15 protein-coding genes are annotated in these 18,321 nt (G+C 59.6%); 5 read left to right on the forward strand and 10 right to left on the reverse strand.

The window, feature by feature from the left end; translation table 11 throughout:
- Positions 1-12 precede the first annotated feature (12 nt).
- Together AB4N91_RS15935 and AB4N91_RS15940 are read right to left on the reverse strand one after the other, a co-directional pair.
- Positions 13-1,206, reverse strand: a complete 1,194-nt coding sequence (locus AB4N91_RS15935) for an efflux RND transporter periplasmic adaptor subunit (protein ID WP_077748737.1) — start codon at positions 1,204-1,206, stop codon at positions 13-15.
- A gap of 49 nt (positions 1,207-1,255) precedes the next feature.
- Positions 1,256-2,503 carry a TolC family protein gene (locus AB4N91_RS15940; protein ID WP_460111029.1) on the reverse strand — a complete coding sequence of 416 codons (1,248 nt, stop codon included), beginning with the start codon at positions 2,501-2,503 and terminating at the stop codon, positions 1,256-1,258.
- Positions 2,504-2,913: 410 nt separating this feature from the next.
- On the opposite strand from AB4N91_RS15940, the gene AB4N91_RS15945 reads away from it, so the two are divergent.
- Together AB4N91_RS15945 and AB4N91_RS15950 are read left to right on the forward strand one after the other, a co-directional pair.
- The gene (locus AB4N91_RS15945; RefSeq protein WP_010458829.1) at positions 2,914-3,588 is read left to right on the forward strand and encodes a heavy metal response regulator transcription factor; all 675 of its coding nucleotides are present in this window, start codon (positions 2,914-2,916) and stop codon (positions 3,586-3,588) included.
- Positions 3,585-4,994 (forward strand): heavy metal sensor histidine kinase, encoded by a 1,410-nt coding sequence (locus tag AB4N91_RS15950; protein WP_200668153.1) that lies wholly within the window; start codon positions 3,585-3,587, stop codon positions 4,992-4,994. Before AB4N91_RS15945 ends, AB4N91_RS15950 begins: the two co-directional genes overlap by 4 nt.
- A gap of 126 nt (positions 4,995-5,120) precedes the next feature.
- On the opposite strand, the gene AB4N91_RS15955 is transcribed toward AB4N91_RS15950, so the two are convergent.
- From AB4N91_RS15955 to AB4N91_RS15980, 6 genes are read right to left on the reverse strand one after another with little or no spacing between them, the layout of a single operon-like run.
- On the reverse strand, positions 5,121-6,863 hold the full coding sequence (locus AB4N91_RS15955) for an ABC transporter substrate-binding protein (protein WP_010458827.1): 1,743 nt from the start codon (positions 6,861-6,863) through the stop codon (positions 5,121-5,123).
- 48 nt (positions 6,864-6,911) lie between these two features.
- The gene (locus tag AB4N91_RS15960; protein WP_010458826.1) at positions 6,912-7,184 is read right to left on the reverse strand and encodes a DUF2160 domain-containing protein; all 273 of its coding nucleotides are present in this window, start codon (positions 7,182-7,184) and stop codon (positions 6,912-6,914) included.
- 10 nt (positions 7,185-7,194) lie between these two features.
- Positions 7,195-7,995 (reverse strand): carbohydrate ABC transporter permease, encoded by an 801-nt coding sequence (locus AB4N91_RS15965; protein WP_010458825.1) that lies wholly within the window; start codon positions 7,993-7,995, stop codon positions 7,195-7,197.
- A gap of 8 nt (positions 7,996-8,003) precedes the next feature.
- Complete coding sequence (locus AB4N91_RS15970) at positions 8,004-8,870, reverse strand: carbohydrate ABC transporter permease (protein WP_102595558.1); 867 nt, start codon at positions 8,868-8,870, stop codon at positions 8,004-8,006.
- Complete coding sequence (locus AB4N91_RS15975) at positions 8,867-9,964, reverse strand: ABC transporter ATP-binding protein (protein ID WP_077748734.1); 1,098 nt, start codon at positions 9,962-9,964, stop codon at positions 8,867-8,869. The genes AB4N91_RS15970 and AB4N91_RS15975 overlap by 4 nt, the downstream gene beginning before the upstream one ends.
- Complete coding sequence (locus AB4N91_RS15980; protein WP_010458822.1) at positions 9,964-11,058, reverse strand: ABC transporter ATP-binding protein; 1,095 nt, start codon at positions 11,056-11,058, stop codon at positions 9,964-9,966. Before AB4N91_RS15980 ends, AB4N91_RS15975 begins: the two co-directional genes overlap by 1 nt.
- Before the next feature lie 375 nt (positions 11,059-11,433).
- Here AB4N91_RS15980 and AB4N91_RS15985 point away from each other — a divergent pair, with 375 nt between their 5' ends.
- Positions 11,434-13,281 carry a sigma-54-dependent Fis family transcriptional regulator gene (locus tag AB4N91_RS15985; RefSeq protein WP_154911552.1) on the forward strand — a complete coding sequence of 616 codons (1,848 nt, stop codon included), beginning with the start codon at positions 11,434-11,436 and terminating at the stop codon, positions 13,279-13,281.
- A gap of 216 nt (positions 13,282-13,497) precedes the next feature.
- Here AB4N91_RS15985 and cysS read toward each other — a convergent pair whose 3' ends face one another.
- Positions 13,498-14,880, reverse strand: a complete 1,383-nt coding sequence (gene cysS, locus AB4N91_RS15990) for a cysteine--tRNA ligase (RefSeq protein ID WP_010458820.1) — start codon at positions 14,878-14,880, stop codon at positions 13,498-13,500.
- A gap of 15 nt (positions 14,881-14,895) precedes the next feature.
- Positions 14,896-16,593, reverse strand: a complete 1,698-nt coding sequence (locus tag AB4N91_RS15995) for a glutamine--tRNA ligase/YqeY domain fusion protein (RefSeq protein WP_010458817.1) — start codon at positions 16,591-16,593, stop codon at positions 14,896-14,898.
- Positions 16,594-16,853: 260 nt separating this feature from the next.
- Here AB4N91_RS15995 and AB4N91_RS16000 point away from each other — a divergent pair, with 260 nt between their 5' ends.
- Positions 16,854-17,360: a peptidylprolyl isomerase gene (locus AB4N91_RS16000; protein ID WP_145309581.1), complete on the forward strand. Its 507-nt coding sequence runs from the start codon at positions 16,854-16,856 to the stop codon at positions 17,358-17,360.
- Positions 17,357-18,109, forward strand: coding sequence for a UDP-2,3-diacylglucosamine diphosphatase (gene lpxH / locus AB4N91_RS16005; RefSeq protein WP_010458813.1), 753 nt, complete (start codon positions 17,357-17,359; stop codon positions 18,107-18,109). The genes AB4N91_RS16000 and lpxH overlap by 4 nt, the downstream gene beginning before the upstream one ends.
- The last annotated feature ends 212 nt before the right edge of the window (positions 18,110-18,321 follow it).

An 18,321-nucleotide genomic window follows, 5' to 3' on the forward strand; every position in this document is an offset into this window, starting at 1 on the left:
TCAGCGCGCTTTTTAATGACTGTGCTCGGCCGAGGCTTTGCCCAGTTCCGATTTGAGAACGAAGCTGCCGGCGCTGGCGACTTGCACACCGGCGTCCAGCCCATGAGTGACTTCCACCAAACCGGCCGCGCGGCTGCCCAACTCCACCGCCTGCGCCTTGAAGCCATCGTCGGTGCGCAAGAACACCGTGGGTTTGTCCTCGACGGTCTGGATAGCGGCTTCCGGCACGGTGACCCTGGCCTGACGGCTGTCGGTCGCTACACGCGCCGTGACGAACAACCCCGGACGCCACGAACCCTGCGGATTCTCCAGGGTCACGCGAACGGTGGCCGTGCGGGTCTGTTCGCCGAGCAGGCTGCCGACATAGGCCACCGTGCCGGTGACCTCGGCGTTGAGTTCCGGCGCGCTGACAGTGACGGCTTTGCCCACTTGCACCTTGTTCAGATCCTTGGGCGAAACGCCGAACGTCACCCAGACCCGCGACAGATCCGAGAGCGTGAAGGCCGCCGTGGTTTCATCGACTACCTCACCCGGTGCCAGGTGTTTTTCCACCACCCTGCCGTCGAACGGCGCGCGCAGTTCATAGCGATTGCCGCCGGTGGCGACCACGCTCCCGCTGAGCACGCTGATTTTCTGTCGGGCGTTGTTCACGGCGATTTCGGCTTCTTCCAACGCCTGTTTTGCCTGCAACACGTCCTGCTCGGCGGATATCTTGTCTTCCCACAGCTTTTTCTCGCGCTCATAAGTGGTGCGGGCCAAGGCCAAACGACGTTGCGCGGCCGCCTGTTCGCTACGCTGATCGGAAATCTGCTGACTGGCGATCACCGCCAGCAACTGGCCCTTTTTCACCGGCTGCCCGAGGTTGACCGCCACCGACTCGACCACCCCGGGAACTCGCGGCACAACGTGGGCGGTGCGATCCTCGTCAAAGCGCACTTCGCCCGGGAACGACAGGCCGGAACTGATGCTCTGCGCCCGCGCCTCGGCCAGTTCAATACCCGCCGCCGCAATCTGTTCGGCACTCAACTTGATGCGCCCTTCTTCGCCATGCTCGCCCTCGGCTGCCGCGTTTTCTTCAGCGTGATCCGCGTGTTCGGCCGCTTCATCGGCGTGGGCCTCAAGCGGTGCCTTGCCCGCCCACATCGAACCGATACCCATGCCCAGCACCAACGTCGCCACCACGACACCCATCAGTTTTTTATCCATGGAAACTCCTCTGCGCCGTACCGTCGCGCAGTGATCAAAAGGGTGAAATTCAAGGGTTGACGACGAGGTCGCCGAAGATCCGTTCGATGCGCACGCGAGCGTCTGTCGCCTCGCTGACGGCCTGGATGTATTGGCTGCGGGCGCTGATCAGAGTGCGCTGGGCATCGAGCACGTCGAGAAAACCGAACTTGCCCATTTCGAAGCCGCGCGTGGCGCTCTCAACCGCATTTTGTGCGGCGGGCAGAATGGTCTGGTTGAACGCCTGGACTTCGCCGTTGGCGGTCTGCCACTGCTCAAGGGTGGTCTGGATTTCGGTGCGCAAGCGCAGTTCGGTGGCGTTGCGCAGATCCCGCGCCTGATCGGTGCGGCGTGCCGCCGCCAGCACGTTGCCCTGATTGCGGTTGAACAGAGGAATCGGCATCGACAGGCCGACGACGTTGACCCGCTCACGCTCGGTTTCGCTGTATTGGCTGCCGATGCTCACGGTCAGGTCGGGGATGCGCCGGGACTTTTCCAGCCCCAGCGACGCTTCGCGCTGGCTGATCTGGAGCTTGGCCAGGCGCAGCTCGGCGGTCTCGTCGAGACGCTCAAGCAAACGGGTCGGCGGCGGCACTGTCGGCAGGTTTTGCGTGGCGGTCTGTACGGTGGCCGAGGTCGGCAACGGTGCGCCCATGACCTGCGCCAGTTGTTGATAAGCGTTGGTCTGATCGCGCTCGGCGCGGCTCAGTTCCAGGCGTACTTCCGAGCGTTGCACATGCGCCCGCGTGCCTTCGACCGGCGACGACTTGCCCGCCTCGATTCGCCCCTTGGCCACGCGCAAGCCATCCTCGGCCAGTTGCAGCGACTGTCGGGACAGTTGCAGTCTTTGCTGCGCGGTTTGCGCACGGTTGAACGCCTGAATCACATCGGCGCGCAAGGCATTGCGCTTGCGCTCCAGTTCGATCCCGGCGGCATCCTGGGCGCGGCTGGCGACATCGATCCGCGCGCCGCGCTTGCCACCCAGTTCAATCGGCTGGCTGAGCATCACAGTGGTGGTGCGCGAATTGCGGCGGGTGTCCTCGGCTTCCCACGACAATTCGGGATTGGGGATCAGTCCGGCCTGTTTGCGCTCACCCTCGGCGATGCCAATTTCCCATTGGGCCGCGGCCAGATCCGGGTTGCCGGCAAAGGCTGTTTGCAGGGCCTGATCCAGGGTCAGGGTCGATGCCCCCGCAAGGCTTGTACTGGCCAACAACAGAATGCCGCTGGCTGTTTTTTTCAGGCGTGACCGCGCCGTCAGGTGTATTAAACCGGGCAATTGGAAGTCTTCCTTTATTCAAGAATCTTTGATGCCGCCACGGTAGGGTTTTGAACTTATCGACAAGGTGACAGGACCATTACAAATCCGTTATCCACGGTTGGCGGAAGTTGTTTTGTTCTAGGATGCGAAGTGCACCAGGGCTTTGTCGCAATGTATGGAAACAAATACTCGGCACTTATCTGCCGAACAGCACTTGCTGGATGCAATACATGGCTATTGACGCATTCTTGCTGCGACAGGCTGTCGCAGACTGCCGATTTAAAGGCTTCGGACGTTGACCCTGTAGCCACTACAGCCTTTACCGTATCCGCCATTCAGTGATCGAAACTCATTCGGACCCGCTACAAAAACAACAACTTTCCGCTCAACTTAATTAAATATCCCTTAAATAAAAGTGGTGATAGATCATGCGAATCCTTGTCGTCGAGGACGAGCTTAAAACTGCCGAATACTTGCATCAGGGTTTGACCGAAAGTGGTTATATCGTTGACCACGCGGCCACCGGCGCGGATGGATTGCATCTGGCGCAACAGCAGGCCTATGACCTGATTATTCTCGACGTGAATCTGCCGGAACTGGACGGCTGGGACGTACTGGAACAACTGCGCCGCACTCACTCCACCCGGGTGATGATGCTCACGGCGCGCGGGCGTCTGGCGGACAAGATTCGTGGCCTCGATCTGGGCGCGGATGATTATCTGGTCAAGCCGTTCGAGTTTCCCGAACTTCTCGCACGGGTGCGCACCCTGATGCGCCGCAGCGAGAACATCCCGCTGCCACAGGTACTGAAAGTCGCCGATCTGGAACTCGACCCCTGCCGTCATCGTGCATTTCGTGGCAAGCAACGCATCGACCTGACCACCAAGGAGTTCGCCCTGCTGCATCTGTTGATGCGCCAGTCCGGCGAGGTGCTGACACGCACGCAGATCATTTCGCTGGTGTGGGACATGAACTTCGACTGCGACACCAACGTGGTCGAAGTGTCGATCAGGCGTTTGCGGGCAAAGATCGATGACCCGTTCGACAACAAGTTGATCCACACCCTGCGCGGTGTCGGTTACGTGCTGGAGTCGCGGGAATGAAGCCGGCCAGCCTGTCGATGCGGCTGGGGCTGACGGTCAGTATTCTCGGCGCGCTGCTGGTGGTGTCCCTGGCGATCCTGGCGTATTTCGCACTGACCCATGAGCTGAACGCGTTATCCAGGGACAGTCTGGAGAAGAAGATGGAGCAGGTCGAACACAGCCTGTCGCTGTACACCGACACCGGCGAAATCAGTGCGAAACCGCACATTCTGCTCGATCAGGTCATGGGCCATGACAACCTCACGCTAACGATTTACGACCGCGGCAACCTGCGCACGCAACTGCTCAAATCCGGCACTGGCATGGCCGATCCACGACTTGAATTGAAGGTGGTGCGGGCCGTCAGCGACGAGTTGGCCTACGCCACCAGCACTGACGCCGAGGGGGCGAAATTCCTCACGGCGTCCAGGCTGATCAGCCTCAAGGACGGCACCCGTGTCCCGGTGCTGTTGTCGATGGACAACGCCCACAATGAGGCCTTGCTCAGCGCCTATCTGCGCTCGACCCTGATTGCCTTGCCGTTGCTGCTGATCTTTATCGGACTGAGCGCCTGGGGTGCAGTGCAGCGTGGTCTGGCGCCGATGCGCGAGTTTCGCAAAGTGGCGGCGATGGTCTCGACTCAGGATCTGGATCATCGGCTGTCGGTGGTGAATATGCCCCAGGAGCTGAGTGAGTTGGCGCAGGGCATCAACTTCATGCTGCATCGCCTCGATACCGGTGTGCAGCAGCTGTCACAGTTCTCCGATGATCTGGCGCATGAGCTGCGCACGCCGATCAACAATTTGATGGGCAAGGCGCAGGTGACGTTGTCTCGCGAACGCAGCGTGGATGAGTACAAGGATGTGCTGGTGTGCTGCACTGAAGAACTGGAGCGCGTGGCGCGGATCGTCTCGGACATGCTGTTTCTGGCACAGGTCAGTCACCCGTCGGCACTCGTGCCGTTCGAGTCGGTTGCCCTGGAAGAAGAAGCCTGGAAAGTCGCCGAGATGTTCTTCCTGTCGGCGCAGGACAAGCAGATCCATTTGAACGTGGTCGGCCGTGCGCGGGTGATGGGTGACCGGTTGATGATTCAACGGGCGATCTCGAATTTGCTGTCCAACGCGCTACGCCACTGCCCGGTCGGGAAAACCGTGACGCTGCTGATTGAGCGCGGCGCGACCCAGGTTTCGTTGCTGGTCAGCAACCCGGGCGCGGGGATTGAGGCACAGCATCTGCCGCACCTGTTTGATCGGTTCTACCGAGTCGATAGCAGCCGCTCGCGTTCACAGGGCAGCACCGGGCTGGGGTTGGCGATAGTGCGGTCGATCATGAGCCTTCATCAGGGCGTGGCCGAGGTGAAGAGCTTGCCGGGTGCGATGACGGTGTTTCGGTTGGGATTTCCTGCGGTTGACGGGGTGGAGCGCTGAGCCGGTCACACAGGCTGTGAACACCGCAGCTCATTGTGGGCGTGAGCCTGCTCGCGATGGCAATGGATCAGACGCTAAAGAAAACGGCACCTCTCGGTGCCGTTCTGCTTCACACGATCGAGCTATTTATTTACGCGCCGCCTCCCACGATTTCAGCAGTTCGGCATAACTCACGGTTTCACCCTTGGGCTTCTCGTTCGCCAGTTTCGGCTTCGGTGCACCCGGCTGATCGAACCAGTACTGAGCATCGCGCTCAGGGTTCATTTTCGGTGCGCAGGTGGCTTGAGCCTTCGAGCGTTCCAGACGCGCCATGATCGCGTCCTGATCCTTGGCCAGGCCATCCAGCGCCTGTTGCGGAGTCTTCTCGCCGCTGGCCGCTTCCGCGATGTGGCTCCACCACAGTTGAGCCAGACGTGGATAGTCCGGCACGTTGGTCCCGGTCGGGGTCCATTGCACGCGGGCCGGGCTGCGATAGAACTCGACCAGACCGCCGAGTTTCGGTGCCAGGTCGGTCATGGCTTGCGAGTTGATGTCCGACTCGCGAATCGGCGTCAGGCCGATAATGGTTTTCTTAAGCGACACGGTTTTCGACGTGACGAATTGCGCATAAAGCCAGGCCGCCAGTTTCTGCTTCTCAGGCGTGGACTTCATGAACGTCCACGAACCCACGTCCTGATAACCGAGCTTCATGCCCTCTTCCCAGTACGGTCCGCGTGGCGATGGCGCCATGCGCCATTTCGGCGTGCCATCGGCGTTCATCACCGGCAGGCCCGGTTTGGTCATGTCGGCGGTGAACGCGGTGTACCAGAAGATCTGTTGGGCGATGTTGCCTTGGGACGGCACCGGGCCGGATTCGGAGAAGGTCATGCCCGCCGCTTCCGGTGGCGCGTAGGCCTTGAGCCAGTCGACGTATTTCTGCGTCGCGTAGACCGCCGCCGGGCCGTTGGTGTCGCCACCACGGGTCACGCTGGAACCGACCGGGTGGCAATCCTCGACGCGGATGCCCCACTCGTCCACCGGCAAGCCATTGGGAATGCCTTTGTCGCCGGCACCGGCCATGGAGAACCAGGCATCGGTGAAGCGCCAGCCGAGGGACGGGTCTTTCTTGCCGTAGTCCATGTGCCCGTAGACGCGCTTGCCGTCGATTTCCTTGACGTCTTCACTGAAGAACTTGGCGATGTCTTCATAGGCCGACCAGTTCACCGGAACGCCCAGTTCATAACCGTATTTTTCTTTGAATTTCGCTTTCAAATCCGCCCGCTCGAACCAGTCGGCGCGAAACCAGTACAGGTTGGCGAACTGTTGGTCAGGCAATTGATAGATCTTGCCGTCCGGTGCAGTGGTGAACGAAATGCCGATAAAGTCCTTGAGGTCCAGGGTCGGCGAGGTGAAGTTCTTGCCTTCATTGGCCATCAGGTCGGTGATCGATTCGGTCTTGCCGTAGCGAAAGTGCGTACCGATCAGGTCCGAGTCGTTGACCCAACCGTCATAGATGTTTTTGTCCGACTGCATCTGGGTTTGCAGCTTTTCCACCACGTCGCCTTCTTGCAGTAAGTCGTGGGTCAGCTTGATCCCGGTGATTTCGGTGAAGGCCTTGGCCAGGGTTTTGGATTCATATTCGTGGGTCGCGATGGTTTCCGAAACCACCTTGATGCTCATCCCGCGAAACGGCTCGGCGGCCTTGATGAACCACTTCAGCTCTTCGAGCTGCTGCTCTGGCGTAAGGGTGGACGGCTTGAACTCGCTGCCAATCCATTTCTTCGCGGCGTCTTCGTAGGCATCGGCCCAGGCCGAAGCGCTCAGACCGCTGAGTGCCAGCATGGCTGCCAATGAAATGCTATGTCGCAGCTTATTGTTTTTGTCGAACATAGAGACCTCCTGTTTGGTTTTCGGAGCAACATTGCCGATCGATTTCGACTAGCCCCAACGCATCACAGCCAACAGCCACACCAGGGACAACGCGAACGCAACCCAGATGCTCCAGTCGGTGACGCCGATTACCAGCAAATGCAGGTAGGCGCTGCCGAGAAGACCGATAAACAGCCGATCGCCACGGGTGGTGGCAATCGGCAAGAAACCACGCCGAGGGACACTCGGCGAACGTAATTCCCAGGTCGTCATGCCCGTCAGAATCAGGCCAATGACAATGAAGAACGCCGCAGTGGGGACCGTCCAGCTCATCCATTCCATCATCAGCTCCTCAGACCCGGCCCAGGGCAAAGCCCTTGGCCACGTGGTTGCGAACAAACCAGATCACCAGCATGCCCGGCAGAATGGTCAACACCCCCGCCGCTGCCAGCACGCCCCAGTCGATGCCCGACGCCGAGACCGTCCGTGTCATCACCGCCGCGATCGGCTTGGCATTCACCGATGTCAGCGTTCGCGCCAGCAGCAGTTCGACCCAGGAAAACATAAAGCAGAAGAACGCCGTGACGCCGATCCCGGAACCAATCAGCGGGACGAAAATCTTCACGAAGAACTTGGGGAAACTGTAGCCGTCAATGTAGGCGGTCTCGTCGATTTCTTTCGGAACGCCGGACATGAAGCCTTCCAGAATCCAGACCGCCAACGGCACGTTGAACAGGCAATGAGCCAGCGCCACGGCGATGTGCGTGTCGAACAGACCAATCGAGGAATACAGCTGGAAGAACGGCAACAGGAACACCGCCGGCGGCGCCATGCGGTTGGTCAGCAGCCAGAAAAACAGGTGCTTGTCACCGAGAAAGCGGTAGCGCGAGAACGCGTAAGCCGCTGGCAACGCCACGCTCAGGGAAATGATCGTGTTCAGGCTCACGTAGTACAGCGAGTTGAGGTAGCCGTTGTACCAGCTCGGATCGGTGAAGATCACCTTGTAGTTGGCGAAGGTGAAATCCTGCGGAAACAGCGTCAGACCGCCGAGGATTTCAGTGTTGCTCTTGAAGGACATGTTCAGCAGCCAGTAGATCGGCACCAGCAGGAACAGGATGTAGATCAGCAACGGAATAAGCTTTCTCTTGCTCATGGCGGACCTCAGCGGTTGGCGTCAGAGTGAGTCATGGCGGTGTAGAACAGCCAGGACACCAACAGGATGATCAGGAAGTACACCAGCGAGAAAGCCGCCGCCGGGCCGAGGTCGAATTGCCCTACGGCCATCTGGGTCAACGTCTGACTCAGGAAGGTCGTGGCATTCCCCGGACCACCGCCCGTGAGGACGAAGGGCTCGGTATAGATCATGAAACTGTCCATGAACCGCAGCATCACGGCGATCAACAGCACGCTCTTGAGCTTGGGCAACTGGATATGTCGGAAAACTGCCCAGGCCGAGGCCCGATCAATTCGCGCCGCCTGGTAGTACACGTCCGGAATCGCCCGCAGGCCTGAGAAACACAACAGCGCCACCAACGAGGTCCAGTGCCACACGTCCATCACCAGCACCGTGACCCAGGCGTCCATGGTATTGGCCGCATAGTTGTAGTTGATGCCCATGGCCTTGAGGCTGGCACCGAGCAGACCGATGTCCGCACGGCCGAAAATCTGCCAGATGGTGCCGACCACGTTCCACGGGATCAGGAGCGGAATCGCCAGAATGATCAGCACCAGCGATGACCAGCGGCCCTTGGTCGGCATGGTCAGGGCGATGGCGATGCCCAGCGGGATTTCGATCAGCAGCACGCAGGCGGAATAGATGAATTGCCGCAGCAGCGAGTCGTGCAGGCGCGGATCAAGCAGCACCTGTTTGTACCAGTCGGCACCGACGAAATAGCGACTGGACTGGTCGAAGATGTCCTGCACCGAGTAGTTGACCACGGTCATCATCGGGATCACCGCACTGAACGCCACCAGCAGAAACACCGGCAGGACCAGCCACCAGGCCTTGTTGTTCTGCACCTTGTTCATGGCTGCACCTCCAGAAGGTAATCGTCCGCATAGACCATCAACCACTGCGCCGGGAAGCTGATCCAGGCCGTGCCCTCCGGTACCGGTTTGTCTTCGGCCAGGCGCACTTTCAACGGCGCACCGTCGAGGTTCAGGGTCATGATCTTGTAGGTGCCGAGGTCTTCGACGTGTACGACTTGTGCCTGCATCGCGTCATCGAACGGCTCATCCCACACGTGCACGAACTCCGGACGGATGCCGACCTTCAGGGTTTTCCACTCGGACTCGGCGATACGTTTCTGTTGTGCGTCGGATAAAGGCAGATGCGTCGAAGCAAAACCGACGCCGCCCGGTTGTGGCTGCACCTCGATCAGGTTCATCCCCGGGCTGCCAATGAAATAGCCGACAAAGGTGTGGGTCGGCCGCTCGAACAATTCCCGCGGGGTGCCGAATTGCACGATCTGGCCGCCGTACATCACCGCGATCTTGTCGGCGAAGGTCGACGCTTCGAGTTGATCGTGGGTGACGTAGACCATGGTGATGTTGAACTGCTCGTGGATCTGCTTGAGCTTGCGCCGCAGTTTCCACTTCAGGTGCGGGTCGATTACCGTCAGCGGTTCATCAAAGAGGATGGCCGAAACGTCGTCGCGGACCAGTCCACGGCCCATCGAGACTTTCTGTTTTTCGTCGGCGGTGAGGTTGCGCGCCTTTTTGCTCAGCAGCGCCTGGAGGTCAAGGACCTCGGCAATTTCCTGCACCTTGCTGTGAATTTTCGCCTCGGCCATGCCCTGATTGCGCAGCGGAAACGCCAGGTTGTCGAACACCGTCATGGTGTCGTAGACCACCGGAAACTGGAAAACCTGGGCGATGTTGCGCTTCTCGGGGGTCAAGTCGTTGACCACTTTGCTGTCGAACAGCACTTGGCCCTGAGACGGGCTGAGCAACCCGGAAATGATGTTGAGCAGCGTCGACTTGCCGCAGCCCGAAGGCCCGAGCAAGGCATAAGCACCGCCCTGTTCCCAGACGTGGTCCATCTCGCGGATCGCGTAATCCTCGGGGCCGGTCGGCGTGCTGGTGTAGCTGTGGGCGAGGTTCTGCAAACGGATTTCGGCCATCAGGCAACCCTCGCGATACGGCGACCGGGCGCCTGGACCAGCCGCCCCTGCGCATCGAATACAAACAGTTTATGGGTCGGGATATAGATGCGGATCGGCGCGTCGACGTCGTATTCGTGGACGCCGGGCAAGTGCAGCACCAGCAGGAAATGCTCGTTGCGCACGTGCAGGAAGGTTTCCGAGCCGCTGATCTCGGCCACCTCGACGGTCACCGCGAGTTCGAGGTCATCGTCGTTGCTCGGCACCAGTGAGATATGACTTGGGCGCACGCCAAAACGGAACTCGCCCTCGCCCACCGGGCGCAAATCGACGTTCAACGGGAAGTGCACAAAATTGGCGAAGCTCACTTCGTTACCGGCAATCCGTCCCGGCATCAGGTTGATCGGCGGCTCGGAGAACAATTCGGCAGCCAGCACGGTTTTTGGCTGGTGATAGACCTCGGAGGATTTACCGCTCTGGACCACCCGGCCTTCGTGAAGAATGGTGGTGGTGCCGCCAAGGGCCAGTGCTTCGTTGGGTTCGGTGGTGGCGTAGATGGCGATGGTGTGCCGGGCCTTGAACAGCTCGCGCATTTCCTGGCGCAGTTCTTCGCGCAACTTGTAGTCGAGGTTCACCAGCGGCTCGTCGAACAGAATCAGCTCGGCATCCTTGACCAACGCCCGGGCCATCGCGGTGCGCTGCTGTTGGCCGCCAGAAAGCTCCAGCGGATAGCGCTTGAGGAATTTCTCGATGCGCAGCATCTTCGCGGTTTCCAGCACTTTGCTCTGGATCAACTCGTTGGAGACACCGCCCTGGCGCAATGGCGAAGCGATGTTGTCGAAGACGGTCATGGTCGGGTAGTTGATGAACTGCTGATAGACCATCGACACGTTGCGCAAACGCACCGGGCGTTGTGTGACATCGACACCGTTCATCAGGATCCGGCCGCTGTCGGGCTTGTCCAGGCCCGCCATCAGGCGCATCAGACTGGTCTTGCCGGACAGCGTGCGCCCGAGCAAAACGTTGAAGGATCCGGGTTCGAAACTCAGGCACGCATCGTCGATCCAGGTCTGGCCCTCGACGGTACGGCTGACGTGCTCCAGGGTTAATGACATGGCTCGGCCTTTTTATTATTTGGAGTCAAGCGACCCAGGCTGTAGAGCGAGTTTCATGCCAGAAAATGCAAGCTATTGATCTGCTTTGAAAATGTTTGAAGTGATGGCAAATCAACGTTCGTTGCTGAACAGAAATGAACAACGGCGACTGAACAATTGAACAATCCAGCCGTTGACAATGAACAATAGTGAACAACACTCTACGGATGCTTTTTGCCTTCCCGCGAGCAAAAACCTGTGGGAGCGAGCCTGCTCGCGATAGCGGTGGATCAGTCGACATCAGTATTGACTGACCCACCGCTATCGCGAGCAGGCTCGCTCCCACAAGGGAATACCTATAACAACAATAAAAGCGTTATTCAGAGGCTGACTGTCATGGCCGCACCTGCCCCCGTTTTGTCCCACGACACCATCATCCAGGACTCCTGGTCCCGTTGCCGCGCGTTCGGCCTCAATCATCAAAGCGCACCGGCGTTCGATCAGTTGCCTGCCGATGGCATCGCCCAGTTGCTGGAAAGCCAGCATTCGCTGGTGCAGACCACGCACCAGGAAGTCCTGCCGTATTACGAAAACATCCTGAGCAATTCCAATTGCCTGATCATGCTCGCCGACAATCAGGGCCAGGTGCTGACGTCCTGGGGCACCCAGCGCTTCATCGAGCCGAGCCTGACCCGCGGCTTTAGCGCCGGGGCCAGTTGGATGGAGCGTTGCAGCGGCACCAACGCGATCGGCACTGCGCTGGCCTGCGAGCAGGCGGTGCACATCGAACACGATGAGCATTTCCTGAAAGCCAACCGCTTCATGACCGGTTCCGCCGCGCCGATTTTCGATGCCGAGCGCAAGGTGATCGCGGTGCTGGACGTGTCCAGCGACAGCTACCTGCCGCCGTCCCACACCCTCGGCATGGTCAAGATGATGAGCCAGACCGTGGAAAACCGGCTGATTCTCAACCTGTTCCATGGCCAGCATTTTCAACTGACCTTCAACACCGGGCTGAACAACCTCGACAGCCAATGGGCCGGTTTGCTGATCTTCGATGAAACCGGCCAGGTGCTGTCGGCTAACCGCCGGGCAGACAATCTGCTGGGTATCAGCCTGTCCCGGGTCAGTGTCGAGAGCCTGTTCAAGGTGTCGCTGCTGGAACTGCTGAACCAGCCGGAAGGCCTGCCTTTTGCGTTGCAAGCCTCCGGGCGCAACCGTTTTCAATGCCTGTTGAAGCGGCCGAAACAGGTATCGATTCAGGCTCGACTGTTTTCTGAGGCCAAGAGCGCGGAACCGGCGGCGACCATGCCCGCCGCAATCAGCCTCAGCACCTTGCATTTCGGCGACAGTCGCGTGGAAAAAGCCGTGCGTCAGGCCGAGCGTTTGCTGGAAAAAGATATTCCGCTATTGATCCACGGTGAAACCGGGGTCGGCAAGGAGGTCTTCGTCAAAGCGCTGCATCAGGCCAGTTCGCGAAGCAAACAACCGTTCATTGCCGTCAACTGTGCAGCGATCCCCGCCGAACTGGTGGAGTCCGAGCTGTTTGGCTACGAGAAAGGCGCATTCACCGGCGCCAATCAGAAAGGCAGCATCGGACTGATCCGCAAGGCCGACAAAGGCACCCTGTTCCTTGATGAAATCGGTGACATGCCATTGCCGACACAAGCTCGCCTTCTAAGGGTCTTGCAGGAACGGTGCGTGCAACCGGTGGGCAGCAGCGAGTTGTTCCCGGTGGACATCCGCATCATTTCCGCGACCAACCGTTCGTTGCGCGAGCAAGTGCAGCTCGGGCGGTTTCGCGAGGACCTTTATTACCGAATCGGCGGTTTGACCCTGGAATTGCCGCCGTTACGGGAACGCACCGACAAACAGGCGCTGTTCAAGCGCTTGTGGGAACAGCATCGCGAGCCATCGCAGTGGGCCGGGTTGAGCCGTGAGGTGATGGAGTTGTTCGGCCGTCATCCGTGGCCGGGGAATTTAAGGCAGGTCAGCAGCGTGATGCAGGTGGCGCTGGCCATGGCCGAAGAACAACCGGTGCGGCCGGAGCATTTGCCGGATGATTTTTTTGTCGATCTGGAGATGGAGCCGGTGGATTCGCCGGAACCGCTGGCGGTGGATTTGAATGATGCCGAGGATTTGAACCGGTTGTTGCAGGCGGCTGGGGGGAATATTTCGCACCTTGCCCGGCGTCTTGGCGTTAGCCGCAATACTCTTTACAAGCGGTTGCGCCAGGCTGATTGACGAGTGAGCACTCGTGGCTGGGGCCGGCTGGAGACCCTTCGCGGGCAAGCCTCGCTCCTACAGGGGCGCGTCGTTCGCCAATATTGTGTACGACGCGACCTTGTAGGAGCGAGGCTTGCCCGCGAAGGCGCCAGATCAAACACCACATAACCTCGCGGACTGCCCAAAAACAAAAACCCGCACAAGGCGGGTTTTGTTTTGCGGCATTTGAAGCAGTCAGTCAGCCAACCGCCAGGTCGTGCCGCCCTTCCCGTCTTCCAGCACCACGCCCATCGCGGTGAGCTGGTCGCGGATACGGTCGGACTCAGCCCAGTCCTTGTTGGCACGGGCAGTCAAACGCGCCTGAATCAGCGCATCGACCTCAGCCGCATCCACGCGCCCTTCAGCGCCGGCCTGCAAGAAATCATCGGCCTCAAGCTGCAACACGCCCAGCACGCTGGCCAGTTCCTTCAAGCGCGCCGCCAAACCTGCCGCCGCATTGAGATCGCTCTCGCGCAGACGGTTGATCTCGCGAACCATCTCGAACAGCACCGCGCAGGCTTCCGGCGTGCCGAAGTCGTCGTTCATCACCTGGGTGAAACGCTCGACGAAGGCTTCGCCGCCAGCCGGCGCCACGCTCGGCAGGCCTTTCAACGCATGGTAGAAACGCTCGAGGGCACCTTTGGCGTCCTTGAGGTTGTCTTCCGAATAGTTGATCGCGCTGCGGTAGTGGCTCGACACCAGCAGGTAACGCACGACTTCCGGGTGATACTTTTCCAGCACGTCGCGAATGGTGAAGAAGTTGTTCAAGGACTTGGACATCTTCTCGCCATTGATGCGAATCATGCCGCAATGCATCCACGCGTTGGCGTAGGTCTTGCCGGTGGCCGCTTCGCTCTGGGCGATTTCGTTTTCGTGGTGCGGGAACTCGAGGTCGCTACCGCCGCCATGAATGTCGAAGGTCTCGCCGAGGCAGCAGGTCGACATCACCGAGCACTCAATGTGCCAGCCCGGACGCCCGTCGCCCCACGGCGAAGGCCAGCTAGGCTCGCCCGGCTTGGCGCCTTTCCACAGCACGAAGTCCAGCGGGTCCTGCTTGGACTCGTCGACTTCGATCCGCGCGCCGATGCGCAAGTCTTCGATTTTCTTGCGCGACAGCTTGCCGTAGCCCATGAACTTGGCGACGCGGTAATACACGTCGCCATTGCCCGGAGCGTAGGCGTAACCCTTGTCGATCAGGGTCTGGATCATGGTCTGCATGCCAGCGATGTGATCGGTGGCCCGCGGCTCCATGTCCGGCTTGAGGATATTGAGGCGCGCCTCGTCCTCATGCATCGCGGTGATCATGCGTTCGGTCAGCACGTCGAACGGTTCGCCGTTCTCCTTGGCCCGATTGATGATCTTGTCTTCAATGTCGGTGATGTTGCGCACATACGTCAGGTTATAACCGCTGAACCGCAACCAGCGGGTCACCAGGTCGAACGCGACCATGCTGCGGCCATGGCCAATGTGGCAGTAGTCGTACACGGTCATCCCGCAGACGTACATGCGCACATTGTTGCCATCCAGCGGCTTGAAGACTTCTTTGCTCTTGGTGAGCGTGTTGTAGATCGTAAGCACTTTAGTTTCCTTGAATCACTGGCCCCACGAATCACGCAAGGTCACGGTACGGTTGAATACCGGAGCACCTGGTTTCGAGTCCTTGATATCCGCGCAGAAGTAACCTTCGCGCTCGAACTGGAAACGGTCTTCCGGCTGTGCATTGCCCAGCGAGGGTTCAGCACGACAACCGGTGAGGACTTGCAGCGAGTCAGGGTTGATGTTGTCCAGGAAACTGGCGCTGTCTTCGGCCTTCTCAGGGTTCGCAGAGCGGAACAGGCGATCGTACAGACGCACTTCGCACTCGACGCTGGCCGCGGCCGGCACCCAGTGCACCACGCCTTTGACCTTGCGGCCTTCAGGGTTCTTGCCCAATGTTTCCGGGTCGTAGGAGCAACGCAGTTCGACGATGTTGCCCTCGGCGTCCTTGATCGCTTCGTCGGCACGGATCACGTAGCTGCCGCGCAGACGCACTTCGCCGTTCGGCTCCAGGCGCTTGTAGCCTTTCGGCGGCTCTTCCATGAAGTCTTCACGGTCGATGTAGATCTCACGGGCGAACGGCAGAACGCGCATGCCCATGTCTTCTTTCGGGTGGCACGGCAGTTCGAGGTTCTCGACCTGGCCTTCCGGGTAGTTGGTGATCACGACTTTCAGCGGACGCAACACGCACATGGCGCGCGGGGCGCTGTGGTCGAGGTCGTCACGGATGCTGAATTCGAGCATGCCGAAGTCGACCACGCCGTCGGAACGGTTGGTGCCGACCATTTCGCAGAAGTTGCGGATCGATTTCGGCGTGTAGCCACGACGACGGAAGCCCGACAGCGTGGACATGCGCGGATCGTCCCAACCGAAGACGTGCTTTTCATCGACCAGTTGCTTGAGCTTGCGCTTGCTGGTGATGGTGTAGTTCAGGTTCAGACGGCTGAACTCGTACTGGCGCGGTTTTGCCGGGACCGGCAGGTTCTCGAGGAACCACTCGTACAGCGGACGGTGGCTTTCGAACTCCAGGGTGCAGATCGAGTGAGTGATGCCTTCGATGGCGTCCGACTGACCATGGGTGAAGTCATAGTTCGGGTAGATGCACCACTTGTCGCCGGTCTGGTGGTGATGGGCGTGACGGATGCGGTACATGATCGGGTCGCGCAGGTTCATGTTCGGCGAGGCCATGTCGATCTTGGCCCGCAGCACGCGTGCGCCGTCCGGGAATTCGCCGGCACGCATGCGGGCGAACCAGTCGAGGTTTTCTTCCACGGAGCGATCACGGAACGGGCTGTTCTTGCCCGGTTCGGTCAGGGTGCCGCGGTATTCCTTGGCCTGTTCAGGGCTCAGATCGTCGACGTAGGCTTTGCCGGCCTTGATCAGCTCGACGGCCCAGTCGTGCAACTGGTCGAAATACTGCGAGGCATAGCGCACTTCGCCGGACCATTCAAAGCCCAGCCATTTGACGTCGCTTTCGATCGCGTCGATGTATTCCTGGTCTTCCTTGGCCGGGTTGGTATCGTCGAAACGCAGGTGCGTGACGCCGCCAAATTCCTGGGCCAGGCCGAAGTTCACGCAAATCGACTTGGCGTGACCGATGTGCAGGTAGCCGTTGGGCTCAGGCGGGAAACGGGTGACGATCTGCGTGTGCTTACCCGAGTCCAGGTCCGCCTGGATGATCGGGCGCAGGAAATTGACCGGCACGGCAGGGCCGGTCTTGGAATTCGAGGTAGGGTCGACAGTGGGCTTGCTCATAGGATCCTTGAACGTACAAGTGCGCGGCCAGTTGGCCAAATCAAAGCGGCTGTTAAAACAAAGGGGCTTATCATAGCCGATGCCGTCAAGTCGCTGACAGAGCAGGCCCGAAAACGGGTGCATTTAATCGGATGCAAATGAAAAACAGCCTCGAAATTCGCGCCCGGCACGCTAAACTGCGCTCCTTGGCCGACATTGGCCGGACCGGTTGAGGGCTTAAATGCCCCGAAACCCACGAATTCATTGAATGAGTAGTAATCATGACCCAAGTCAAACTGACCACCAACCATGGCGACATCGTCCTGGAACTGAACGCTGAAAAGGCACCGCTGACCGTTGCCAACTTCATCGAGTACGTCAAAGCCGGTCACTACGAAAATACCGTTTTCCACCGCGTCATCGGTAACTTCATGATCCAGGGCGGCGGTTTCGAGCCAGGCATGAAAGAAAAGAAAGACAAGCGCCCAAGCATCCAGAACGAAGCCGACAACGGCCTGCCGAACGACAAGTACACCGTCGCCATGGCCCGCACCATGGAGCCGCATTCGGCATCCGCCCAGTTCTTCATCAACGTGGCTGACAACAGCTTCCTGAACCACAGCGCCAAAACCACTCAGGGCTGGGGCTACGCAGTATTCGCCAAAGTCGTTGAAGGCACCGACGTTGTCGACAAGATCAAAGGTGTTTCCACCACCATGAAATCCGGCCACCAGGACGTGCCAGCAGAAGACGTGATCATCGAGAAAGCCGAGATCATCGAAGCGTGATACTGCTGATTTCAGACTTGCATCTGGAAGAGGAGCGCCCGGACATCACCCGGGCGTTTCTGGATTTGCTCGCCGGACGCGCCCGCTCGGCAAGTGCGTTGTACATTCTGGGCGACTTTTTCGAGGCGTGGATTGGCGACGATGCCATGACGCCGTTCCAGCGTTCCATCTGCCAGGCCCTGCGCACCCTTAGCGACAGCGGCACGGCCATATTTCTGATGCACGGCAATCGCGACTTCATGCTCGGCCAGGCCTTCTGCAAACAGGCCGGCTGCACGTTGCTGAAGGACCCGAGTGTCGTGCAGTTCAACGGCGAGCCGGTGCTTTTGATGCACGGCGACAGCCTCTGCACCCGCGACGAAGCTTATATGAAGCTGCGTCGCTACCTGCGCAACCCGATCACCCTGTTCATCCTGCGGCACCTGCCGTTGCGCACTCGCCATAAACTGGCGCGCAAACTGCGCAGCGAAAGCCGGGCCCAGACGCGGATGAAGGCCAATGACATCGTCGATGTCACGCCGGACGAAGTGCCGCGGATCATGCAGGAATACGGCGTTAAGACCTTGATCCATGGGCACACCCATCGCCCGGCCATTCACAAGTTGCAGATTGGCGAGCAAGCGGCCAAGCGCATTGTGCTGGGGGATTGGGACCGTCAGGGCTGGGCGTTGCAAGTGGATGAGCAAGGGTTTGCCCTCGCCCCCTTCGACTTCGCCCCACCGCCACAACTCGCAGCCCCCACGAACTGAAAGGCCACCACAGACCCCATTGTGGGAGTGAGCCTGCTCGCGAAGGCGGTGTGTCAGTTGAGATAGATGTTGACTGACAGGACGCTATCGCGAGCAGGCTCACTCCCACATTTTTGATCTTCATGAGACGCAAATCCTGTGTCGCCGACAATGCCCTGTGGGAGCGAGCCTGCTCGCGATGGCGGTGTGTCAGTTGAGATAGATGTTGACTG

This window comes from Pseudomonas sp. H3_D04, assembly GCF_054669175.1.